The sequence below is a fragment of the Paramaledivibacter caminithermalis DSM 15212 genome (assembly GCF_900142245.1).
GTDB classification, from domain to species: Bacteria; Bacillota; Clostridia; order Peptostreptococcales; family Caminicellaceae; genus Paramaledivibacter; species Paramaledivibacter caminithermalis.
The window spans coordinates 36,998-61,013 of sequence record NZ_FRAG01000005.1; the positions used below are offsets into that span (position 1 = coordinate 36,998).

Sequence of the window (24,016 nt, forward strand, 5' to 3'; positions counted from 1 at the left end):
AAAGACCATGAATCTTAGACCTGAAGAAATAAGTTCTGTTATTAAAGCACAGATTAAAAGATATGAGAGTAAGCTTGAAGCAAAGGATGTAGGTACAATAATTCAGGTTGGTGACGGTATTGCAAGAATCCATGGACTTGAAAAATGTATGGCTGGCGAGCTTTTAGAGTTTCCAGGTGAAGTTTACGGCATGGCTCTTAATCTAGAGGAAGATAATGTTGGTGCTGTTTTGCTTGGCTCCGATGAACATATAAAAGAAGGGGATACAGTAAAACGTACTGAAAGAATAGTTGAGGTTCCTGTAGGAGAAGCTATGATAGGCAGAGTAGTTAATGCCCTAGGTCAGCCCATAGATGGCAAAGGTCCAATAAAATCTGAGAAGTTTAGGCCTATAGAATCTGAAGCTCCTGGTGTTATCGATAGAAAATCAGTTCATCAACCGCTTCAAACTGGTATAAAGGCAATTGACTCAATGATACCTATAGGTAGAGGACAAAGAGAACTTATTATTGGTGATAAACAGACTGGTAAAACTGCAATTGGTATAGATACAATAATAAATCAAAAAGAGGAAAATGTAATCTGTATATACGTTGCCATAGGACAAAAAAAATCAACTGTAGCTCAAATGGTTAAAACATTAGAAGAACATGGAGCTATGGATTATACAATAATTGTTTCTGCTTCTGCCAGTGAACCAGCTCCACTTCAATATATAGCTCCTTATGCTGGTTGTGCCATTGGAGAAGAGTTTATGTACCAAGGAAAAGATGTATTGATTATATATGACGATTTATCTAAGCATGCCGTTGCATATCGTGCTATGTCATTGTTGCTTCGTCGTCCTCCAGGACGTGAGGCTTATCCTGGTGACGTATTTTATTTGCATAGTAGACTTCTTGAGAGGGCTGCAAAGCTAAGTGATGAATTGGGTGGAGGTTCATTGACTGCACTGCCAGTTATCGAGACCCAAGCAGGTGACGTTTCTGCATATATACCTACAAACGTTATATCTATTACTGATGGTCAGATATATCTAGAGTCCGAATTGTTTTACTCTGGTCAAAGACCAGCTGTTAACGCAGGTATATCTGTATCCCGTGTTGGTGGAGATGCGCAGATAAAGGCTATGAAAAAGGTTGCAGGTAAAATCAAGCTTGAGCTTGCACAATATAGAGAACTAGCTGCATTTGCACAGTTTGGTTCCGAACTTGATAAAGACACTAGAGAAAGACTTGACCAAGGGCAAAGGCTTATGGAAATACTTAAGCAGCCTCAATATAAGCCTATTAGAGTAGAAGACCAGGTTATGATTATTTATGCAGCAGTTAATAAATATTTAAAGGATATTGAAGTAGAAGCTCTTGGACGCTATGAAGAAGAGTTATTAGAATTTATGCGAAACAATCACCCAGAGGTTGGAACTACTATAAAAGAAACTGGTAAACTTGAAGAAGAAACTGAAAATAGGCTTAAGGCGGCAATAGAAGAATTTAATAAGCTATTTTTAGAAAAAGAAAAGGATAGAGCATAAAATTATAGTAATTAGGTTTAGAATTAGAATCTTTGGTTTTTACTGTATAGTTTGCCCCTGATTCTTAACCTTAACCTATACTTAAAAGGATTGACCCAAAATGGAATCTAAATCTAACAAAGTGTCGAAGGCATCTTTGTTTAACCCTTGCCGTAGGAGGTGAAGGTAGATGGCAGGAATGGGAATGCGTGATATAAAGCGTAAGATAAAAAGTGTAAATAGTACAAAACAGATAACAAAGGCTATGGAGCTTGTATCTACTGCAAAGTTAAAGAAAACTAGAGACAGACTTGAAAAGGTAAAACCATATTTTGAGACTGTTAATTCAGCTATACAAGATATATTAAGAAACGCTACAAATATTGATCATAAATATGTTAGAGAGCGTGAAATTAACAAAAGTTTATATATAGTTATTACTGGAGATAGAGGATTATGTGGAGGATATAATATAAACGCCATAAAAAAGACTTTAGAGGATATAAAGGATAAAGATAAGGCAAGCTTTGTAGTTATTGGACATAAAGCAAAGAATTATTTTGCAAAAAGAGGATACGAGATAGTAGAGGAATATTTAAATATATCTGAAAAGCCAGAGTACACTGATGCAAAAAATATTAGTAGATTAGCATTGAATTTGTATAAAGAAGGTAAGATAGATGAGATAAAGCTTATTTATACTGAATTTGTAAGCACCATATCTCAGGTTCCTAAAATGCTTAGGCTTTTACCAGTTTCCAAACAAGAGGATGAGAAAGCTGAGGATAGAGAGTTTAAGTATATTTCTTATGAACCTTCTCCAGGTGCTGTATTAGATTATTTAATACCTAAATATGTAGAAAGTACTTTATATGGAGCATTAGTTGAATCAGCAACTAGTGAGCAGGCTGCAAGAAGAATAGCAATGGAAAATGCTACTGACAATGCGGAGGAGATGATTAGCAACTTGGTATTATCATTTAATCAAGCACGACAAGCTGCTATCACTCAAGAAATTACGGAAATCGTTGGTGGTGCCGAGGCACTTAAGTAGTTACTGGTTCTAAGTGATAAGTTTTAAGAAAAAGATCTAAGAGAATAACCAAGGTTCTTGGAACTTTGAATTTGGAACTTTGAACTGATACGAAAGGATGTGAAATCATTATGGCCCAAAACGTTGGAAAGGTAGTACAGATTATAGGACCAGTTGTAGACGTTAGGTTTGAAGATGAAAATCTACCTAATATTTTGAATGCCATAGAGATTAATTATAATAATAAAAAGCTAATAGTTGAAGTTGCTCAGCATATTGGCGACAATATAGTAAGATGTGTTGCTATGTCTTCAACAGATGGCTTAGTAAGAGGTATAGATGCTATTGATACAGGGGCACCTATTTCAGTTCCTGTAGGTAAAAAAACCTTAGGTCGTATTTTTAATGTACTTGGTGAAGCTATAGATGCTAAACCTACTCCAGAGGGAGTGGAAAAAAGTCCTATCCATAGACCAGCTCCATCCTTTGAGGAACAGGAAACTTCAACGGAGATACTTGAAACGGGCATTAAGGTAGTTGACCTTATAGCACCCTATGCTAAAGGTGGTAAGATAGGTCTTTTTGGTGGTGCAGGTGTTGGTAAGACAGTTCTTATCCAAGAACTTATCAACAATATAGCAAAAGAGCACGGTGGACTTTCCGTTTTCGCAGGAGTTGGTGAAAGAACAAGGGAAGGTAATGACCTTTACCATGAGATGGTGGAATCTGGTGTTATAGATAAGACAACAATGGTATTTGGGCAAATGAATGAGCCGCCTGGAGCAAGGATGCGTATTGGTCTTACTGGACTTACTATGGCGGAATACTTTAGAGATACCGAAGGAAGAGACGTATTATTATTTATCGACAACATATTTAGATTTACACAAGCAGGTTCAGAGGTTTCAGCTTTACTTGGACGTATGCCTAGTGCTGTTGGTTATCAACCTACACTTGCAACCGATATGGGAGCATTACAAGAAAGAATCACGTCCACTAAGAAGGGATCTATCACATCGGTTCAAGCTGTATATGTACCTGCCGATGACTTAACTGACCCTGCTCCTGCAACAACCTTTACACACCTTGATGCTACTACGGTTTTATCAAGGGATATATCTAATCTTGGTATATATCCAGCTGTTGATCCATTGGATTCTACATCAAGAATCTTAGCACCAGATATAGTTGGAGAAGAGCATTATAGAGTAGCTCGTCGAGTTCAAGAGATACTTCAAAGATATAAAGAGCTTCAAGATATAATTGCTATACTTGGTATGGATGAGCTTTCTGATGACGATAAATTAGTTGTTTCTAGAGCTAGGAAGATTCAAAGATTCTTGTCTCAACCATTCCATGTTGCGGAACAATTTACTGGAACTCCAGGAAAATACGTACCTATTAAGGAAACCATAAGAGGATTTAAAGAAATTTTAGAAGGTAAGCATGATGACCTTCCAGAATCGGCTTTCCTTTATGTAGGTACGATAGAGGAAGCAGTAGAAAAGGCAAAACAATCTTAAGGTGAAAGACTTAAGAGCAAGTTCTAAGTTACAAGATTTAAAGACCCAAAAGAAAGACTGAAAAACTTAGAACCTTGAACTTGGAACTGTTTTGGAGGTGAACGAATGGCATCGACTTTCCAGCTTGAAATAGTTACTCCTGATAGAAAGTTTTTTGAAGATGAGGTAGATATGGTTATTGCTAAAACAACGGAAGGATATGCTGGTATTCTTAGTGACCATGTTCCTATGGTATCACCTTTGTCTGTAGGAGTAATAAAAATAAAAAAAGATGGTAAATTGCTGAAGGCTACATGTGCTGGAGGCTTTATAAGTACCGATGAAGATAAAGCCATAATTGTTACCGATGCGGCAGAATGGCCTGAGGAAATAGATATTAAAAGAGCAGAAGCTGCTATGAAAAGGGCTCAGGAAAGGCTAAAGCATGATTCAAAAGAAATTGATGTTCTAAGGGCCCAAATAGCACTTAATAAGGCTTTAAATAGATTAAGAGTTTCAAAAGGTGAATAAAAACATCCCGAAGTATTTACTTCGGGATGTTTTTTTGAAAACAAACTTTAAAAAGATGTATATAAGAAACCTAAAATGTCAATACTTTTAATGAAAGAGGATAGAGAATAGTTCAAAATATGATTTTAAGTCCCCCTTTGCATATTTTGAAGCTATATCTCTTCCTTTTATCATTTGTGCAAATAAGCAGTGGGCATAAGCTATGTGAGGTGAGGGTAAATGTATAAGAAATTATTTATTTATATTTGTATTTTACTATTTAGTGTATCCATTGTATTTGGGAATACTAATGAAAATTTAAAACCAGAAGTAGCTGTGGAGACGATCTTTACTGAATCAGGAGCTGTATTTGACCATGTAAATATTAATAGTTATGTAATAATTAAAGATGAATTCAAGACTATTGACAATGTCACTAAAATATGCAATGATATTTCAGAAAAGCTTAATATTAAAGAAATTAACTTAAAAAAAGAAAATGATGAAAATTATTGCTTTATTAATGCTAGAGGGATTATTGAAGAAGGGGAATATGTTACCGTTATTGTGCAAAGTTCTAGAAGTGTAGACTTAAGAGAAAGTAGTATAGTTGTAGATGTGATTGAGACAAAAGAACAATATGATTTAGAAGAATTATGTAGTAAAATTAGATATATATTAAGCAGCTATGGGAAAGTCAATTTAAATATTAATCTTTCAGGTTATTATAACGGTCTCGTATCTAATAAAGAGCTTCAGGAAAATATTAATAAGCTGCTCAATATAATTGGAGCAAAAAAGGTTGAAGGTATAAGTGAAGATAAAGTGATTAGTATAACAGGATATACACCAAATATTAAAAAACATATAAGCTATTGTGGAAGAAAAGCAAATATAAACATTGCTAGTAGATATAATAGCTATGAAAACAGAACAGATATATTGATTGGGACACCCCTCATCGTTTTAGAATATTAAGCTTTGTTTAGCGTGGATCTATATTTAAAGATTAAAACTGGTAAATTAAGTTAATATTAATTGTTTTTGAATTTAGGAAGGAATAATTCAATTAATGTAGAAGTAATATGATGGAGCATTTTGATTTAATATGTAAGATTTTTAAATGTTTCACTTAGAATTATATAGAAGTAAGGATTTTTTACGTATTCTACTATTTAAAGGACATATACTATTACTTGGTAGCTACAAACTAGAATGATATATTAGGGGAAAAAACTTTATAATGTAACATAAATCTATATAGATATTCCAGTAAAGCAGTTAATTTATACACATCAAAAGTCATTAAAAGCTTTGGATATTTTGATATGTATAAATTAAGTTTTACTATTGGGAATCTATAATAAAGAGAATATTTCAACATGTACTATATACAATTCAATAAAAGGAGGACCACAATTGCCAAAGATTATTGTTCGAAAAAGTAACCCATTAAAGGGAACTGTAAAGATAAGTGGTGCAAAAAACTCTGTATTGCCTATAATGGCAGCATCCTTGTTAGCTCAAGATAAAGTTATATTAGAAGATATTCCATCACTAAAGGATGTAGAAGTTATAAGTGAAGTATTGACATCCCTTGGTTCTAGCATTAATAAGCAACCAGATGGGACGTTAGAGATAAATTCAAGCTTCATAAATAATTCAGAAGCTCCATACGACTTGATTAAGAAGATGAGGGCATCATTTTTAGTAATAGGACCACTTTTAGCACGTATGGGAAAAGCTAGAGTATCCCTTCCTGGCGGTTGTGCTATAGGAGCAAGACCAATAGATTTGCATTTAAAGGGACTAAGTGCTATGGGTGCTAAAATAGAATTGGGACATGGATATGTTGAAGCTCAGGCTGATAAATTAGTTGGAGATAAAATATATCTAGATTTTCCTAGTGTAGGAGCTACTGAAAATATAATGATGGCTGCTACCATGGCAGAGGGTCAGACTATAATACAAAATGCAGCAGAGGAACCAGAAATAGTAGACCTAGCAAACTTTCTAAATGGTATGGGAGCAAAAGTAAAGGGAGCAGGAACTGATACTATAAAGATACAAGGAGTTAAAGAATTAGGAGGAGCTAGGCACACTGTAATACCTGATAGAATTGAAACAGGTACATATATGGTAGCTGCAGCCATAACGGGTGGCGACATTACAATAAAAAATGTATTATCAGACCATTTAAAGCCTATGATAGCTAAGCTTAAGGAATGTGGAGTTGAGATTCATGAAACTGGTGATCAAATAAGAGTAAATGCTTCAAATGGAATTAAGGCTGTAGATTTAAAAACCCTACCTTATCCTGGATTTCCAACGGATATGCAGTCTCAGTTTATGGCACTTTTAAGTATTGCAAATGGTACCAGTGTTATTATTGAAACAGTATTTGAAAATAGATTTATGCATGTTAGTGAATTAAATAGAATGGGTGCCAATATTAAAATAGAAGGTCATAGTGCAGTAGTTCAAGGTGTTAAATCCCTTGAAGGAGCTCAAGTAAGGGCTACTGACCTTAGAGCGGGAGCAGCTCTTATATTGGCTGGATTAGTTGCTGAAGGTACAACAGAAATAAGTGATATACATCATATTGATAGAGGATATGTAGGAATAGAAAGTAAATTAAGAAATTTAGGGGCAAATATTATAAGAATGGAATAATATATAGTTAATGTTTAGTAGCTAATATAAACAAAAAATAGCACATAAGGTGTCACGATTCATTAATGAATTTTGACACTTTATTATTTTTTTGAAAAACAATTCTCATATTTCCCTGGAAATATGACAAAATGATATTATTTTCCTTATTGTAATTCGACTGGTTTTAATTATTAAAAAAATTATATGTGCTGATATTTTCCTTAGTTTTACAATTTACACCATTAAATTTTTATCATATTTTATCCTCTAACAACATAAAATGTAAGGAGCGTTATATGGACAAAGGGGGAGAAGGCATGAGGAGAATTTTGTATTTGATAATTGGAATAATAGTAGTAACAATCATATTACCAATGGTGTTGATATTTAGTTGTGACATAGCTCCACCCAATAGACAAAAAGAAGAACCTATGGCTAAAGAGATGATGATACGAGTTTATGTAAAGGAAACAAAGAGAATTGAAGAAATTGAGCTAGAGGAGTATGTAAAGGGAGTTGTTGCTGGTGAAATGCCAGGATCTTTTGAAATAGATGCTTTAAAAGCTCAAGCAGTAGCAGCAAGAACAAAGGCAATCCATCAAAAAATAAAATATGGAGACAAAGGAAATCCTGCACACCTAGGAGCTGAGGTTTGTAATGATGTTCATTGTCAAGTATATAAAAGCCTACAGCAGCTTGAAAAAATAAAGTCAAAGGATTGGATAAAAAATTACTGGCCAAAGATTGAACAGGCGGTAGAAGAGACAAGAGGATTAGTAATAACCTATGATGATAAGCTCATTGACCCCCTATATCATTCTACAAGTGGAGGAAGAACGGAAAATTCAGAAGATGTATTTACAACAATGGCACCATATCTAAGGAGTGTAGAAAGTCCCTATGAAGAAAACTCTAGACATTTAGAAGATGAAGTTGTAATCTCTGTCAACGAATTTATAACAAAAATAAATAATTCATACAAAAAATGCAATTTAAATAAGGATAATATTTTGGATTCTTTAAAAGTATTGGAAAGAAGTGAAGGTGGAAGGATATTGAAAATAAGGATAGGAAATGATATTTTATCAGGAAGAAATATTAGAGAACTTTTTGGATTAAAATCTGCAAATTTTAAGATAACCATATTGGGAGACAAGATGATATTTAAAACAAAGGGATATGGGCATGGTGTTGGGATGAGTCAATATGGTGCAAATGGAATGGCAAAGAAAGGATATACATTTGAAGATATATTAAAGCATTATTATCAGGGGGTGGAGATAAAGGAATATAGGTGATTAAAGGGAGATAGTATAGGAATTTGAGTTGTACATGTCCAAAACGCCTAGAAACGTTGCGTATTTGTACATGTATAAATTAAGTTTGACTATGTAAATTCTATATTTAAGATTTTAAATCTAACTTAAAAAACGAAGTAATTTTTGTGTATCGTCCATCAACATTTTGGTAATAATACAAAATGGAGGTGGACGTTATGAATTTTAGAAAAATGTTTAAGAAAAATAATAACAGCAATAGAGAATCAAAGAATAAAGGACTTAAAGTATTACTAGATAAAGAAGGCTTTTATATTATTATGTTTTTATGTGTTTGTATAGTTGGTACTGTAGCAGTTTGGGTAGCAAAGTCCAATGTTGATAGAATAGCAGAGGATGAAACACCGCCCAATTATAAAATGAATATAGTAGAATCGGAAACAGGGGATATAACCCAAAAAGAAATAGAAAATCAGACTAATGACATTATTATAATAGACGAAGAAAGTGAACCAGATAGAGCATCAATATCTAAAAATGAAGATATCAAAGAAAATATTAATCAAGAAGAAATTGATCTAGATGAAAAGACTGAAAAAAATAAGGGGAAAATTCTAGTTGAGAAACAAACACCTAAATTAGAAGCTAAAGCTAATGATGTAAAAGAAACCATAGTGCCATCAAATGCTGAAGCCATAAGGATGATTTGGCCAGCTCAAGGAGAATTGGGAATGGGTTATGCCGTTGAGACATTGACATATTCTGCAACTTTAGACCATTATACTACTCATCATGGAATAGATATACTAGCAGAGATGAATACACCTGTAAAAGCAGTATTGGCTGGTGAGGTGGTAGAAGTATTAACGGATTCAAGATTAGGAATGACTATCTCAATCGACCATGGAAATGGATTGCTAACTAGATATAGTAATTTATGCACCGATTTAATGGTGAATTTAGGAGATAAGGTTACTAAGGGGCAAACAATAAGTGGAGTAGGAACATCATCAATATTCGAATCGGCAGAAGGTCCGCATCTTCATTTTGAAGTATTGCTTAATGGAGAAAACGTGGACCCAATGAAATATCTGGCAGAGGAATAAATATAGGTAAATAAGAATTGAGCAATAAGTTTATCGTTTGTTGTTCTATATAGCTCTTTCACTGCATATTATGTAACAAACTATTTTTTAAAGGGGGTACATCAGTGAAGGACTATATTGAGGAAAGGGCTGTTGAAATAGCTGAGCATATAATCAGCCAAAAATCTACAGTTAGACAAACAGCTAAAGTCTTTGGAGTAAGCAAAAGTACAGTACATAAGGATGTCACCGAACGACTCCCTAAGATAAACCCTCTTTTGGCTAGAAGAGTAAAAATAATACTTGAACAGAATAAAGCTGAAAGACATATTAGAGGTGGCAAAGCAACTAAGATGAAATACAGTGGAATTATAAAATAACATAAAGCAACAATAAGATAAGAACAGGGTTGTGACCCTGTTTTATTACTATTTTTGTGAAATTTTCAAAGTCAAATATCACCAGTATATTTTACAAAAACTTACAAATTTATTATTTTATTATTAATAATTTTTATTATTGCATTTTACCATTGTAAATATGCTTGCATTATGTTATAAATAGGTATAGAATACAGAAACTAACTCATAAAAAATAATAATAAATTCTAATATAATTTCATATGTATTATAAAAAATATAAAGGATTTTACATAAAAATATAGAATTTTATTTTTATGTAGATAATTTGACATTTTTAAACAAATTTGAGCATACTAAACCATAATTATGTCTTGAAATTAAACAAACTATTAATCTATGTAATAGATTTATTATATTGTATCTATTGGACAAGCTATAAAATTAAGCCCATGTTGATTTTGCTTTAACGAGAACGGCAACCAGTAGATAATAGCCATATAGAAATGAAAGGTGTGAAAAAATGTTTGGGACAGAAATAGGTATTGATTTAGGAACAGCCAGTGTATTAGTTTATATCAAGGGCAAGGGAATAGTTCTTCAAGAGCCATCAGTGGTAGCTATAGATAGGAATACAGATGAAATTCTTGCTGTGGGGTCAGAAGCAAGACAGATGCTTGGAAGAACACCTGGAAATATAGTAGCTATAAGACCCCTTAGAGACGGAGTTATTTCAGATTATGAAGTTACTGAAAGAATGCTTAGATATTTTATAAATAAAACTTGTGGAAGAAAGTTTTTTATTAAACCTAAAATTATAGTTTGCGTTCCAAGTGGTGTCACAGAAGTAGAAAAGAGAGCGGTTATAGATGCCACAACTGAAGCTGGAGGAGGTAAAACCTATCTTATTGAAGAACCAATTGCAGCTGCTATAGGTGCAGGGCTAGATATAACTAAGCCTGACGGGAATATGGTCTTAGATATAGGGGGAGGAACCTCTGATATAGCTGTGATATCCTTGGGAGGGATAGTTGTTAGTGAGTCAATAAAAATGGCTGGAGATAAATTCGATGAGTCTATTATTAAATATATGAGAAAAACTAAGAATATTCTTATAGGTGAGAGAACTGCTGAAGAATTGAAAATAAATATTGGCAGTGCTTATCGAAAAACAGAAGCAATAAAAATGGATTGTAGAGGTAGAGACTTGATTACTGGGCTTCCTAGAACAATAACAGTTACTACTGAGGATATGCTAGAAGCCCTTAACGAGCCTGTAAATGCTATAGCAGATGCAGTTCATTCTGTGTTAGAGAGAACCCCTCCAGAATTAGCATCGGACATTAGTACAAGAGGTATAGTAATGACAGGTGGAGGAGCATTGCTAAATGGACTTAATAAGCTTATAGAACATAGAACAGGTATTCCCACATATATAGCAGAAGATCCAGTATCATGCGTTGCAACTGGTACAGGGATGTCATTAAATCATCTTGATATCCTTGAAAAAAGTATGATGACAAATAGGAGAAATAAAAGAACTAGAAGATAAATATTAAGAGCTGCTAATCCTTGGATTGGTGGCTTTTTCATTGCATATGAACTTAAGCTTTTTTGCAAAAAATTGCATGTTTAAATTTAAGTAAATTCAAGTAACAGAGATGAAATACAAACTATTACCAGTAAAATATTGGTGCGAATTGTTTCCTTTTAAAACTTATTAGAAATACCCTAATACTTGCAACTTGGAACTCAAAACGCACCCTACGGGCGCCTTTGTTCAATGAAATATTAATACTTTCTAATGTATATTGGGGAATAGAAATTTTTATTTGCTATCTTGGCATATAAATTAAAGAAATCATAAAGATTTGCCGATAAATAGATAAGGATTAATAGCTAGCAACTAATCATGAGGAGGAAGGCTATGTTTCGTGGATTATATATGGCATCATCATCTCTTATAACAAATAACAAAAAAATAGATATTGTAAGTAACAATATTTCAAATATAAATACAACGGCATTTAAAAAGGATTTGGTAATTATAGAATCCTTTGAAGATGCATTAATAAGTAAGATGGACGGATCTATAACACCTGGAAATTTAAGAAAACAACATAAAGTAGAAGTAAAAAATGAAGATAATTACTTTGAAGTAAAGTCTAAAACTGGATATATGAGGGTGCAGACTCCTACTGGAATAAGCTTTCATAATAAGGCTAGATTTACTGTTGGAGAGGATGGCTTTTTAAGAACCTTCTATAGAAATGGTGAAGGGAAGATAGAAAGTGGATATGGGTATCAAATATTAGGAAATAATGGACCTATATATATTGGGAATGGACAGGTAAACATAGATGAGGGGGGAAGAGTTTTTGTTGATGGAGAGCTTAGGGATAGCCTAATAACCTTTACACATCCATCTGTGATAGGGACAATGAATTCTGGTGTTAAGCTTGAAAGAGTAGAGACAGATTTTACGCAGGGGCATATGATTAGAACTGGTAATCCATTGGATTTGGCTATTAAAGGAAGTGGTTTTTTTAAGATAGAAACAGATGAAGGAACTAGATATACTAGAGATGGGTCCTTTAAGCTTAATGCAAATAAAGAATTAATCACTTCTGAAGGACATAAGGTTCAAGGATCATATGGTGATATTATAATAGATGGGGAAGAAATATCCATAACACCACAAGGTGAGATTATGGTGGATGGAGAAGTAGTAGATAGATTAGATATTGTAAATATAAAAAATATTAGGGATTTAAGGAAAATAGAAGGAGGGCTTTATAAAATAGAAGATGGTATAGAAGTCGAAAATGGGATATTTGATGGGCAAGTATTTCAAGGGCAGTTGGAAAAATCAAACGTAGATTCAATAAAAGAAATGATTGAAATGATGACCCTATACAGAGGCTATGAATCTAGCCAAAAAATAATAAAGGCATACGATGAAACCATAGGAAAAGCAGTAAATGAAGTAGGGAAAGTCTAAAAAAATTAAGAATTAGAAAAAGATCATGACATTAGGACTATATGCCAATTCAGCATAAATAACCAAATCATGTGGGAGGAATAAGTATGAGAGCACTTTGGACGGCGGCATCGGGTATGAAAGCTCAACAGCTTAATATTGATACTATTTCAAACAATCTTTCAAATGTAAATACAACTGGATATAAAAAGCAGAGAATAGAATTTAAGGATCTTATGTATGAAAAATTAAGGAGAACAGATTTTAATGAAGGAGAAGGAAAGCCCGTCAATCTAGAAGTAGGACATGGAGTAATGCCTGCTGCTTCAGTACGCTCATTTACAGAAGGAAGCTTTGAGCAGACTAATAATAACTTAGACCTTGCTATAAATGGTCAGGGATTCTTTGTAGTCCGTGACAATAATGATAATCTGTTTTTTACAAGGGATGGTAGTTTTAAGCTTAGTATAGAGGATGGAGAAGCACGAATAGCCACTGCTGATGGATATTTTGTTCAATCCGACATAGGGGATATAGAGTTGGGTAGAGATATATCAGATATATTTGTTAGCCCAGATGGTGTTGTGAGCGTAAAAAGAACGGATACAGAAGAGATAGAAGAAATAGCAGTGCTTCAGATTGTAAAATTTCCTAATCCTGCAGGGCTTGAGAGTATAGGTAAAAATTTATTTAAGGAGACAACAGCTTCTGGACAGTATGTGGAATCCTTCCAAGGAGATGCAGGTGAAGTTTTGCAAGGCTTTCTGGAAACCTCAAATGTCCAAGTTGTAGAAGAAATGATAAAATTAATTACAGCTCAAAGAGCCTATGAAGTTAATTCCAAATCAATACAAACATCCGATGAAATGTTGCAAATGGCCAATAATTTGAGACGGTAAAGTAACTGCTAGCTGACAGCCTTATTAATAAGGAGGATAAACCAGTGAAAATAACTAATAACATGTTGACTAACAATATGAATCATGTAAAAACTAAAAGAATTCAAGATGATACTGAAGCCTTCAAACAAATCCTAGAAAACGCTAAAAATTCTGGTGACAATGAAAAATTATCATCGGCGTGTAAGCAGTTTGAGTCAATATATATTAAAATACTTATGGAAAATATGCGTAAAACAGTAATAGATGGTGGATTGGTAGAAAAAAGTCATGCAAGAGAAACCTTTGAGGGAATGCTTGATGAAGAGATAGCGAAGGAAGTATCTAAGGGTCAAGGTATAGGATTGGCTCAAATAATGTATGAACAATTATCTAAAAATTTTGGTGATGAAGAAGATAATAGTTAGAGCATATCTAAATGTGGAGCTGTATAATTAAAACTTAAATTTGAAGGTCTAAAAAAATAGAGTTAATACCAAAACTAAGAGGTACTTAACTCTATTTTTTTAAAATCTACTAGAAAGATTCTAGTACTTGTAACATGGAATTTGCAACTAAAATGCGTCGTCAGATGCCTTTATCCTTGATATAATTTTATGTGTAGGATAAAATAAATTGTGTGTAATAAAAAAGGAGTGAAGACAATGCTAGATAATGTAAAGATTCAAGAAATAATTCCCCATAGATATCCATTTTTATTGGTAGATAAAATTATGGAAATGGAACCAGGAAAAAGAGCAGTAGGAATAAAAAATGTAACTGCAAATGAACCATTTTTTCAAGGACACTTTCCAGGAAAACCTGTAATGCCTGGTGTGCTTATGGTAGAAGCAATGGCACAGGTAGGAGCAGTAGCAGTATTATCCATGGAAGAATATAAAGGAAAGATAGCAATGTTTACTGGTATAGATAATGTAAAATTTAGAAGGCAAGTAGTCCCTGGTGATACCCTTAGAATGGAAGTAGAAATGGTAACCTTAAGAAGAGGTATAGGTAAAGGAGAAGCTGTGGCCTATGTGGATGATGAAGTAGCTTGTAAGGGGACGATTAAATTTGCATTGGTAGATTAAGGGATGTATAAAGGCATAGGGAGAAATTACTAAACAAATGGTACTTGGGGACTGATATATATAGCACATCGCAGTTTAAGTGTGCTTATGTGTTTGTCCCTATTATATCCTATAAGCTAAATGAAAGAACTAGCTTTTTCATTAGTATTCTATAGGAATGTTTTAGCATTTAATTTGAAAAAAGCATATAATGATACAGAGAACAAAAGGAGATAGGAGAAAGAGGTGAGCCTATGTACGGGCTGGTATTGGAAGGTGGAGGGGCAAAGGGTGCATTTCAAATAGGAGCTTGGAAGGCATTAAAGGAGCTTGGAGTAGATATAAAAGGAATATCTGGTACATCGGTTGGAGCATTAAATGGTGCAATAATTGCCCAAGATGAATTTGAAAGATGTTATGATATTTGGTATAACATGTCACCTTCAAGGGTAATAAATATAGATGAGAAGGTCTTAGAAAAGCTTTTGAAATTTGATATAACTCCAGATAATTTACACTATATATTAGGTGAGTTGAAAAACATATTAAATGAAAAGGGACTGGATATAACTCCCCTTAGGAAACTTTTAAAGGAATTTATAAAGGAAGACATTATTAGGGCTTCTAAAAAGGATTTTGGTATAGTAACGGTTTCTTTAACAGAGTTAAGACCTTTAGAGCTTTATATTGAAGATATTCCTAATGGAAAATTGATAGATTATTTGATTGCAAGTGCTTATCTCCCAATCTTTAAAATGGAAAAGTTAGGTGGAAAGCTCTATTTAGATGGAGGATTTTATGATAATTTGCCTATTAGGTTGTTGGTTTCTAAAGGTTATAGGGATTTGATAGCTGTTAGACTTTATGGTATTGGAAGAACAAGAAGGGTTAGAAAAAGGGATATTAATATTACATATATAACTCCCTCCGATGACCTTGGTATGACTTTAGATTTTACGACAGAGAGGGCAAGAAAAAATTTGAAGCTTGGGTATTTTGATACCTTAAAGACCTTTAATAAATTAAAGGGTAATAAATACTATATTGAGCCTAAAAATGACGAGGATTATTTTATAAATTATTTTATGAATCTTGAAGAAAGCAAGGTATTAAAGCTAGGGAAAATCTTAGGCATTGAGCATATGCCCTATAGGAGAATGTTGTTTGAAGCCATAATTCCAAGGCTGGGTGAGCTTTTAAACATAGGCAGAGATGGCGGATATGAAGATATTATTTTAGCCATCTATGAAAGAATAGCTGAAAGATATAGGATAGAGAAGTTCAGATTATATAATTTTGAAAATTTTGAAGATGAAGTTTTAAGTAAGTATAGGCCCTATAGAGGAAATGTGTCTAAAATGATTCCTAGACTCTTTAAACAAAGTGACTTGTTAATGAAAACTGTAAAAGATGATATATTAGATGAGATTACAGATGTACTATTTAACAATTTAGTTGCTAAAGAAAGTTTATAAGATAGAATAGATGCGGGAGGAATAAATGTGGAATACATGAAGAAATATGAGGAATGGCTTAACAATCCATATTTTGATGAGGAAACAAAAAAAGAACTCTGGTGTATATATGATAATGAAAAGGAGATAGAAGAAAGATTTTATAAAGAGTTAGAATTTGGAACGGGTGGTCTTAGAGGCATTATTGGTGCTGGAACAAATAGAATCAATAAATATATCGTTAGAAAGGCTACCCAAGGGTTATCTAATTATTTATTGAAGGAAATAGATAATGCTAAGAAAAAAGGTGTAGTTATTGCATTTGATTCTAGATATAAGTCACCTGAGTTTGCAAGGGAAGCTGCCCTTGTGTTAGGGGGCAATGGTATAAAAGCATATGTTTTTGAATCCCTAAGGACTACTCCTGAGCTGTCATTTTCAGTGAGAGAGCTTAAAGCGGCAGGGGGGATAGTCATTACTGCCAGCCATAATCCTCCAGAATATAATGGATATAAGGTATATGGTGAAGACGGAGGACAACTTGTTCCTAAATATGCAAAGAAGGTTATAGAAGAAATTAGAAAAATTCAGGATTATAGCCAAGTAAATTATATAAATGAGCAAGAAGCCAAGGATAAGGACTTATTATATATTATTGGAGAAGAGATAGATAGGAAATATATAGATATGGTTAAATCTTTAGCTTTAAGAAAAGATGTTATAGAAAAAACGAAGGACTTTAAGATAGTTTATACTCCTCTACATGGAACAGGAGCCATGATTGTAAAGAAGGTTCTTACTGAAGCAGGATTTAAGAATTTCTTTCCTGTTAAGGAACAAGAAGTGCCCGATAGTAATTTTTCAACTGTAGAGTCACCAAATCCAGAGCAGCATGATGCTTTTAATATGGCTATTGAACTTGCAGAAAAGGTTCATGCAGATATTATTATAGGGACAGATCCCGATTGTGATAGAGTAGGAGTAGTTGTTAAGAATAAAGAAGGCAAATATGAAGTTTTAACTGGTAACCAAACTGGGGCATTGCTTACGGATTATATACTATCTTCTATGGAAAGTATTCCTAAAAATAGTGTTATTATAAAGACTATAGTGACTTCAGAGCTTGGAAGCAGAATAGCTGAGAGCTATGGTGTAGAGACTATAAATACCCTAACAGGTTTTAAATTTATAGGAGAAAAAATTAAAGAGTTTGAGGAAAATGGAGATAGGAATTTCCTATTTGGATATGAAGAAAGCTATGGATATCTGACAGGAACTTCTGTAAGGGATAAGGATGCAGTTATTTCTTCTCTATTGATTGCTGAAATGGCGGCATATTATAAACTAAAGGGGATGACCTTATTAGATGGACTTGAACATTTATATGAAAAATTTGGATATTATAGAGAAGACTTGAAATCCATGGTTTTAAAGGGTAAAGAAGGGTTAGAAAAAATAGGCAGGATAATGGATAACCTAAGGAACAATCAACAACTGCAAATAGGAGAAATAAAGATTCATATTATAAGAGATTACTTAATAGGAAGGGCTAAGTTTGTAGATAATGGTAGAGAAGAAGCACTGGATTTACCAAAATCAAACGTATTACATTTTACACTAGAAGACGGTTCATGGATAGCCATTAGACCTTCAGGTACTGAACCAAAGATAAAGATATATTTTTCTGCGATAGGAGAAAATAAGGAACAGGCTGAAAAAAAGCTAAATAAAATAAAAAAACATATACTTAGGCGAATAGATGAGATAGAGTGATTATCCTTGCAAATATTACCCTAAAATACTTTACATATTCTAGAGGATTTATGTTAGAATATAGTGAAGTAGATAATGAAAAATAAGGAGTAATCAAATGAAAAGGGATAGATTTAAGGTTATAAAAGGGGGCGGAGGAAAACCCGCCATACCTAGATATAGATTTAAAAGGAGCTTTGTTACAAATACTAGACTTATGGGTGTAGTAGGTATGAAGATTTTTTGGGAGACTGAAGATGGAAAAAGCTATACTCAGTTCTTTCATTTAGACTTTGAAGAATATGGGATTGATGGATTTGAAAGTCTTGTAGATGGAACTCAAGAAGATATAGATATTATTACATCAAAAATGATGGGTGGGCTTGGAGGAAAATTTGTAAGAATTTCGAAGAAAGAGAGTATATATTTGTTAATTGAGAGTTTTAAGGTGAATGTTAAAAATAACGAAAGCCTATGTCAAGGTGTAGAAGAGTTTGAATTCCTATTAAAGTCTCAGCCCAATATTGATGAAGAAAAATTATGGAACAAGATGTGTGAAAAAATAGTAAATGATTATCAGTTAATTAATTATTTTATGATGAGGGCTGTAGGAGCAGATAAAAAGGGACAAAAATTTCTGTGCTTAGATGATAATGCAAAGAAGTTTAATCCAACTGATAAATCCCTCACATTAATTAAAAATATTATCAAGAAATCCTATAGTAATGGTAGTATAAACTACTATAGTGTAAAAGCATTAATAGATTTAGATAAAGGATATCAGTTGATAATCTGTAATATTGGAGTAAAGCAAACACAGGATGGTCTTAAGGTTGCCTATGCAGAAATAAATGATAAGATGAAAATATCACCTATAGAAGCTGCTTTCCAGCTTAAAAAGCCAGAATATATTCTTATATATTCAACTAAGGAGTTTATTGAGCTTGTAGAGATTTTAGATGCAGATAAGCCTAAAGCTACACAAAATATCCATCAAACTGGGTTTTTATATACTGAATTTAATCCAAATAATGACCATGTTAAGAATCCCGTATATTATTTAAATGGAGATATATTTGCAGTATATTTTGTTACCACTGAAAACCAATTAGCTGTAAGTACTTTTTCAAAGGAAAATTTAGTAAAGCTAAAAAAATATTTTAGTGGCAGAGTTTTTCAAGGATTACTTGAAATAGAAGGTGAGTTTAAGACAGATAATCCCCTGCTATATGAATTTGTCCACAGTGGATATGAAGATTTTTTTGATTTTTTAAATAATGTGTAGTACTTGGAACTAAAAAACGTCATCACATGCCTTTATCTTCTATGACTAAAGGAGCATACAAGCTACTAGCTAAAGATTAGTAGCTTGTATAAGACTTTTAACGATAACCTCAGCCATTTCCATTACTAAGCTAAGCCTAATATTATGAATTGGAAAGAAATCATCAATACTAAATTTATCTACAATACCTACTATGGAAATATCTCCTACCGAGGGAAGATTCTTGCCTACACCCCTTCCAGGAGAAATTGGACTATGTCTTATTTGTATGCTACCTATGTATTTTTTATCTCCTAGGCAGGCATCGATGGCAATGATATTTGAATTCCTATGTATATTATTAATTTTTGTGATTTCCTCATTTAGATTGACTGCATGAATGGGATTTTTTAATGTGCCATAAACGGGATATATAAAGTTGGCTTTTGTTAAAAATGTTCCTACCAAAGGACCTAAAGCATCACCAATACATCTGTCGGTACCAATACATACTATTATAGTATTGTGTTTAAATCTCTTGGATAAATTTTCTGATAGGAGTTTAACTGCATATTTATCTTGAAAGTTAATTTTAATTTCCCTTATTGGATTAATTTTTCCAATTATCAAAAGAAAAAACACCCCCTCATATGATATATATGAAGAGGTTATATTTTTAATTATTATGATTTCAAAAAATATAAAATAAAGTATTAAACCTTAGATTTTAAAGTTTATACTCGATTTAAAATAGTATTTAAGGTTTTGTTTTATAGGCTTGTTTATGATATTCAACAATTAACCTATTGAGTTCATTGCTCTTATCAATAATCTCATCAATGGTAATGTTATGTAAATTATTCTCTATTGTTTCTGAAATTTCTTTCCTAAGTTTTTCAATTTTATCGCTTAAGTTATTTGTATCTTTCATAAAAAGACCTCTTTTCTTGCTTATATAGATTTCCCATAGTAAAACTTAATTTATACATATCAAAATATCCAGAGTTTTTAAGGATTTTTGATGTGTATAAATTAACTGTTTTACTGGAATATCTATAGATTTCCCATAGTAAAACTTAATTTATACATATCAAAATATCCAGAGTTTTTAAGGATTTTTGATGTGTATAAATTAACTGTTTTATTGGAATATCTATATCTATAATTGTTAAGAATAAGATCATTAATTAAATTATATGACAATATATTGCAAAATTCAACAAAATTCAATACAAGTTAAGCTTTTTTTAAGGAATAAAAATATTTATTTTTGAAAACAATATTAAAAGCATGGATTATATACTTAAATATGTATATAGATGGAGGTGAAATTATTAAAGTAAAAATATATATTATATCAATAATTATACTAACCTTCATTACAACATATACTATAATGCATTTTCAGCCAACTAAAAATGATACATTAGCTAAAGAAAAGTACTATGGTTTATCAAATTTTATAGCTGGTATAAAGAACAAGACTCCAGATAAAAGCCAAGATGATTGTATGATAGATGGAGAAGTATTAAATGGTTTTATAAAGCTTTATAGTAATAAAAGCATAGAAGATTTAGAAATATATGAAAAAGAAGAAATAAAATACATACTGGAGACCATGGGAAGCTATAATACAATAAAACTAAAGAAGCTTCTCCAAAAGGAACCACATCCAGATAAAGAGAAGATTCATGAGCTTTTAAATGAAAACCTATTTGATAAAGATTTAATGCTTTTAAATGAAATGTTAAAACTCCCCCCGATAGAAACTAGCTTGGAAGGTTAAATTAGAAAAGCGCCCATGGGTAATAATGGGCGCTTTAGCATAATTATTGCTTCTTGAACCAATTTTTTATCTCATATGTTACATATCCATCATTTACAGTAAAGATCATATATTTAAAGTCATTATTAAGATTGATTTCATCGTCTCTAGGGAAGGATTTCAACTTGACTAAGCGTATTCCCCTTATGACTTGGATTTCAAAATCCTTGTTATTTCCACCTGTCAATATCCATACATCCATATTCTTTTCTTCTTTAAGTTTTTCAAGGGTGTCAAAGAATAATTTTTCTTCAAGCTTATCTGTAAAGTTTAATGGTTTTGGTAAAATAACAAAGAGACTGTCGGATTGTAAATTATTGACAGTATTCAATAACCATATCCATTGATTGTAATCGGTAGCCCTGAGTCCACCGTTGGTATTATCTAATCTAATAAAGGAGCTGTTTTTAAATTTAGTATGGGAATATCCTGAAGCACCAACTAAATAGTTGTCGGATAGCTTTTCTTCCAGCTTACTATTAATATGATTTGTAAAAATGTTTAGGTCCACAGCTTCAGTAACATAAGAAAGTTTGTTTACAAACCATTTATCCAGCAATGTATCTATGGTGCCAATACTTCCATGGGCTAAGAATCTAAAGGAATTTTCATTTTTAAGTTCACTGAAAACATTTCTTTCATCAATATAAACAGCAGTGTTTTTCGGAATTTTCTTCTCGAAATTAGGCTTATAAAAGGCTGTTAGTTCATCAATATAAATATATCCAGAATCCATGTAAGATGGCTCTATTTCAACTAAATATAATCTTTCAAGCTTTAGAGGAGCCACTGCATTATTAGGAATAACAGCTTCAACAAATTTCCACCCGTCCCAATCAACATTTCTTTCAAAGGTAATATTAAAGGAATTTCCAGCTGAATCCTTTAACTTTCCTCTAAGCCAGTGGCCGTTACCTTCATTACCATATACCCAAAGTCCCAACTTTTCAGGTCTTTCTTCCATATGCAGACCTTCATTATCAAATACTATATAGGCAGCCTTAGAACCATTGACGTTGTTAAAATCATAGCTTAGCTTACCAGAAAAATTTCCATTTTTTTCTTTAGATGATAATTCAAAGCTTCCTCTAACTTCATTGGGATATGGTAGAAAGCTTGCGTTTGGGCTTTCAAAATCTTCTAAAATAGCATTTAGATAATTGGTTGATATTTGAATATAGGCATCAATATTATCTAATGAAGCCTTTATGATGTCATTGCTTACTTCATCGGAGGCTATGAAGGTATTATCTTCTATGTTACCAATTTTATTAGGAATAGACCATACTAAATCCTTTGAATCTATCTTTGCTTTATAGCCTTCATCATTTACGGCTTCTATATATAAAGGTACTCTTTTTTCTGCTTCTGCAAATATTTTTGACGGAGAGACATTAAGCTTGATTGGATTGCCTATGCTCCTTATGTCTATGGAAGAAGTTTTATTTTTATAAGAAACATTAATAGTCCCTTTGCCAGTAGTTTTGGGAATAAAGTTATTTCCAATAAAGCTTCCCTCTATACCGCTAACACTCCACTGGGCATCTTCAATGTCTATTTCCACAGGATTGTAATTTTTGTCATAACCTTTTAGTCTTAGTTCCCTTGATGTTTCAGTAAAAATATTACTATCATCACACTCTATCTTGATACCCTTTAGGGTGGTTTTAGGACTGTTATTTAATACTGCAAGACCATTCATAATTTTTCTTTCGTAGCCCCCCGATGGATTATTGGCTATTGAGGCAATATTATCACCTAGGTGCTTTACCACCATTTCAGTTGATCCTCCACCATCAAGGTTAATTGCATTATAAGCACCAAGTTCAATTAGAATTTCAGCCAGTTCTCTTTGGGTTACACCAGGATAAGAGGAGGTTCTACCATCAATGGTTACCATAATAATCTCATCTCTATCCCTATTAATACCAAGTCCAGTTCTTGGGTGTTTACCAGAAACCTTAAGGGAGAAATCATCGGGTATAATACCATCCTTTACTATTACAGCTCCTCCCCCCATAGCTAAAGAAAGCTTCTCAAAGTTTGGCTGAGTCACTATATCTAGTACAACCTCATCATTATATGAAAAGTTATTTAATATATATTCTTTTTTTTCACCTGTAGCAGCAATTATGAAGCCATTGTGGGGAATTTCTACAGCTTCCAAATTGTTGCGGATTTCTTGAACCTCGTTATCAACTATGATCATCTCAACTATGTCATTATGTTTTTGATTACCAAAGGAAAATTCGCCCCAATGCTTGTCGAGAAGAATAGCTCCATTGTCTATATTTGGTTTGTTTTTATAGGCTATATCAAGTATTGAATTGTTTTCATAATTCATCAGCTTGATACTAGTTATTTCCCAGTATTTAATAAAGGGGTTGTTCTCATTATCAATATTGAATGTAGCAAAATTGGGATTATTTTTTGATGATGTTATAATCTCGCCATCTTTAACTATAGGGCCTATAGTTGCAAAGGCTTTTGTATCAAAAAAATCACCATTAATAGCGCCTATTATTTTATCGGCTTCTTTACTGCTTGAAACCATCTTGGTCAATGAATCCCTCTGGGATACACCTTTTTCACTAGTAAGAACCTGTAAAGAGGTATGTTTATCCTTAACATTGATTTTAATTACATTTATGTTTAACCAACCCTTATCGGTAAATCTCAATGTCCTTTCATGTATTACTCCCTTAGACAAGTTCTCAGAATATTTTTCCTGATATATATCTATAAATTCAGCGCCAGAAAAGGTAATAAAGGTATTGAAGGCTAAGACTGTAGTCAATAGACCCGTAAACAATTTCCTTCTTTTTAACATATTTATCCTCCAATCATTTATGGATTTTT

General features: G+C 32.7%; 21 protein-coding genes. 18 read left to right on the forward strand and 3 right to left on the reverse strand.

The genetic code is table 11. The annotated features are described in order from the left end of the window. The first annotated feature begins 7 nt into the window (after positions 1–7). From atpA to BUB36_RS03135, 17 genes are all read left to right on the forward strand, one after another. Positions 8–1,534 carry a F0F1 ATP synthase subunit alpha gene (gene atpA / locus BUB36_RS03055; protein ID WP_073146922.1) on the forward strand — a complete coding sequence of 509 codons (1,527 nt, stop codon included), beginning with the start codon at positions 8–10 and terminating at the stop codon, positions 1,532–1,534. Between the two features lie 169 nt (positions 1,535–1,703). Beyond that, positions 1,704–2,567 (forward strand): ATP synthase F1 subunit gamma, encoded by an 864-nt coding sequence (gene atpG, locus BUB36_RS03060; RefSeq protein ID WP_073146923.1) that lies wholly within the window; start codon positions 1,704–1,706, stop codon positions 2,565–2,567. 110 nt (positions 2,568–2,677) lie between these two features. After that, a complete protein-coding gene (gene atpD, locus BUB36_RS03065; RefSeq protein ID WP_073146924.1) occupies positions 2,678–4,069 on the forward strand; it encodes a F0F1 ATP synthase subunit beta in 1,392 nt (463 codons plus the stop codon). 105 nt (positions 4,070–4,174) lie between these two features. After that, complete coding sequence (locus BUB36_RS03070) at positions 4,175–4,579, forward strand: F0F1 ATP synthase subunit epsilon (RefSeq protein ID WP_073146925.1); 405 nt, start codon at positions 4,175–4,177, stop codon at positions 4,577–4,579. 219 nt (positions 4,580–4,798) lie between these two features. Next, entirely contained in the window at positions 4,799–5,536 is a 738-nt protein-coding gene (locus tag BUB36_RS03075) for a YwmB family TATA-box binding protein (protein WP_073146926.1), read from the forward strand. A gap of 441 nt (positions 5,537–5,977) precedes the next feature. Next, a complete protein-coding gene (murA, locus tag BUB36_RS03080) occupies positions 5,978–7,231 on the forward strand; it encodes a UDP-N-acetylglucosamine 1-carboxyvinyltransferase (protein ID WP_073146927.1) in 1,254 nt (417 codons plus the stop codon). A gap of 299 nt (positions 7,232–7,530) precedes the next feature. Next, positions 7,531–8,511 carry a stage II sporulation protein D gene (gene spoIID / locus BUB36_RS03085; protein ID WP_073147056.1) on the forward strand — a complete coding sequence of 327 codons (981 nt, stop codon included), beginning with the start codon at positions 7,531–7,533 and terminating at the stop codon, positions 8,509–8,511. A 197-nt stretch (positions 8,512–8,708) separates the two neighbouring features. After that, positions 8,709–9,596, forward strand: a complete 888-nt coding sequence (locus tag BUB36_RS03090) for a M23 family metallopeptidase (RefSeq protein ID WP_073146928.1) — start codon at positions 8,709–8,711, stop codon at positions 9,594–9,596. A gap of 104 nt (positions 9,597–9,700) precedes the next feature. Beyond that, entirely contained in the window at positions 9,701–9,955 is a 255-nt protein-coding gene (spoIIID, locus tag BUB36_RS03095; RefSeq protein ID WP_073146929.1) for a sporulation transcriptional regulator SpoIIID, read from the forward strand. Positions 9,956–10,457: 502 nt separating this feature from the next. Beyond that, a complete protein-coding gene (mreB, locus tag BUB36_RS03100; RefSeq protein ID WP_073146930.1) occupies positions 10,458–11,486 on the forward strand; it encodes a rod shape-determining protein in 1,029 nt (342 codons plus the stop codon). Positions 11,487–11,861: 375 nt separating this feature from the next. After that, the gene (locus BUB36_RS03105; protein WP_073146931.1) at positions 11,862–12,935 is read left to right on the forward strand and encodes a flagellar hook-basal body protein; all 1,074 of its coding nucleotides are present in this window, start codon (positions 11,862–11,864) and stop codon (positions 12,933–12,935) included. A gap of 86 nt (positions 12,936–13,021) precedes the next feature. Then, the gene (gene flgG / locus BUB36_RS03110) at positions 13,022–13,813 is read left to right on the forward strand and encodes a flagellar basal-body rod protein FlgG (protein WP_073146932.1); all 792 of its coding nucleotides are present in this window, start codon (positions 13,022–13,024) and stop codon (positions 13,811–13,813) included. Between the two features lie 44 nt (positions 13,814–13,857). Continuing rightward, positions 13,858–14,220 carry a rod-binding protein gene (locus tag BUB36_RS03115; protein ID WP_084111634.1) on the forward strand — a complete coding sequence of 121 codons (363 nt, stop codon included), beginning with the start codon at positions 13,858–13,860 and terminating at the stop codon, positions 14,218–14,220. A gap of 237 nt (positions 14,221–14,457) precedes the next feature. After that, a complete protein-coding gene (fabZ, locus tag BUB36_RS03120) occupies positions 14,458–14,883 on the forward strand; it encodes a 3-hydroxyacyl-ACP dehydratase FabZ (RefSeq protein ID WP_073146933.1) in 426 nt (141 codons plus the stop codon). 233 nt (positions 14,884–15,116) lie between these two features. Then, on the forward strand, positions 15,117–16,337 hold the full coding sequence (locus BUB36_RS03125; protein ID WP_073146934.1) for a patatin-like phospholipase family protein: 1,221 nt from the start codon (positions 15,117–15,119) through the stop codon (positions 16,335–16,337). 27 nt (positions 16,338–16,364) lie between these two features. Continuing rightward, positions 16,365–18,089 carry a phospho-sugar mutase gene (locus BUB36_RS03130; RefSeq protein ID WP_106406466.1) on the forward strand — a complete coding sequence of 575 codons (1,725 nt, stop codon included), beginning with the start codon at positions 16,365–16,367 and terminating at the stop codon, positions 18,087–18,089. A gap of 97 nt (positions 18,090–18,186) precedes the next feature. Beyond that, complete coding sequence (locus BUB36_RS03135) at positions 18,187–19,353, forward strand: hypothetical protein (protein ID WP_073146935.1); 1,167 nt, start codon at positions 18,187–18,189, stop codon at positions 19,351–19,353. 69 nt (positions 19,354–19,422) lie between these two features. Here the strand turns inward: BUB36_RS03135 and yyaC are convergent, their stop codons facing one another. Continuing rightward, entirely contained in the window at positions 19,423–19,962 is a 540-nt protein-coding gene (gene yyaC, locus BUB36_RS03140; RefSeq protein ID WP_242655708.1) for a spore protease YyaC, read from the reverse strand. 127 nt (positions 19,963–20,089) lie between these two features. Next, positions 20,090–20,263, reverse strand: a complete 174-nt coding sequence (locus BUB36_RS03145) for an aspartyl-phosphate phosphatase Spo0E family protein (RefSeq protein WP_084111636.1) — start codon at positions 20,261–20,263, stop codon at positions 20,090–20,092. A 378-nt stretch (positions 20,264–20,641) separates the two neighbouring features. Here BUB36_RS03145 and BUB36_RS03150 point away from each other — a divergent pair, with 378 nt between their 5' ends. Then, positions 20,642–21,118, forward strand: coding sequence for a hypothetical protein (locus BUB36_RS03150; RefSeq protein ID WP_165613015.1), 477 nt, complete (start codon positions 20,642–20,644; stop codon positions 21,116–21,118). 43 nt (positions 21,119–21,161) lie between these two features. Here BUB36_RS03150 and BUB36_RS03155 read toward each other — a convergent pair whose 3' ends face one another. Continuing rightward, on the reverse strand, positions 21,162–23,987 hold the full coding sequence (locus BUB36_RS03155) for a phosphodiester glycosidase family protein (protein ID WP_073146937.1): 2,826 nt from the start codon (positions 23,985–23,987) through the stop codon (positions 21,162–21,164). Positions 23,988–24,016 lie beyond the last annotated feature (29 nt).

Coding starts and splice junctions, on each gene's coding strand:
- BUB36_RS03090 (WP_073146928.1), top strand. CDS start 8,709: ATGAATTTTAGAAAAATGTTTAAGAAAAATAATAACAGCAATAGAGAA.
- BUB36_RS03125 (WP_073146934.1), top strand. CDS start 15,117: ATGTACGGGCTGGTATTGGAAGGTGGAGGGGCAAAGGGTGCATTTCAA.
- mreB (WP_073146930.1), top strand. CDS start 10,458: ATGTTTGGGACAGAAATAGGTATTGATTTAGGAACAGCCAGTGTATTA.
- BUB36_RS03070 (WP_073146925.1), top strand. CDS start 4,175: ATGGCATCGACTTTCCAGCTTGAAATAGTTACTCCTGATAGAAAGTTT.
- BUB36_RS03150 (WP_165613015.1), top strand. CDS start 20,642: ATGTATATAGATGGAGGTGAAATTATTAAAGTAAAAATATATATTATA.
- BUB36_RS03135 (WP_073146935.1), top strand. CDS start 18,187: ATGAAAAGGGATAGATTTAAGGTTATAAAAGGGGGCGGAGGAAAACCC.
- atpG (WP_073146923.1), top strand. CDS start 1,704: ATGGCAGGAATGGGAATGCGTGATATAAAGCGTAAGATAAAAAGTGTA.
- BUB36_RS03105 (WP_073146931.1), top strand. CDS start 11,862: ATGTTTCGTGGATTATATATGGCATCATCATCTCTTATAACAAATAAC.
- spoIID (WP_073147056.1), top strand. CDS start 7,531: ATGAGGAGAATTTTGTATTTGATAATTGGAATAATAGTAGTAACAATC.
- fabZ (WP_073146933.1), top strand. CDS start 14,458: ATGCTAGATAATGTAAAGATTCAAGAAATAATTCCCCATAGATATCCA.
- BUB36_RS03155 (WP_073146937.1), bottom strand. CDS start 23,987: ATGTTAAAAAGAAGGAAATTGTTTACGGGTCTATTGACTACAGTCTTA.
- BUB36_RS03145 (WP_084111636.1), bottom strand. CDS start 20,263: ATGAAAGATACAAATAACTTAAGCGATAAAATTGAAAAACTTAGGAAA.
- BUB36_RS03075 (WP_073146926.1), top strand. CDS start 4,799: ATGTATAAGAAATTATTTATTTATATTTGTATTTTACTATTTAGTGTA.
- atpD (WP_073146924.1), top strand. CDS start 2,678: ATGGCCCAAAACGTTGGAAAGGTAGTACAGATTATAGGACCAGTTGTA.
- flgG (WP_073146932.1), top strand. CDS start 13,022: ATGAGAGCACTTTGGACGGCGGCATCGGGTATGAAAGCTCAACAGCTT.
- atpA (WP_073146922.1), top strand. CDS start 8: ATGAATCTTAGACCTGAAGAAATAAGTTCTGTTATTAAAGCACAGATT.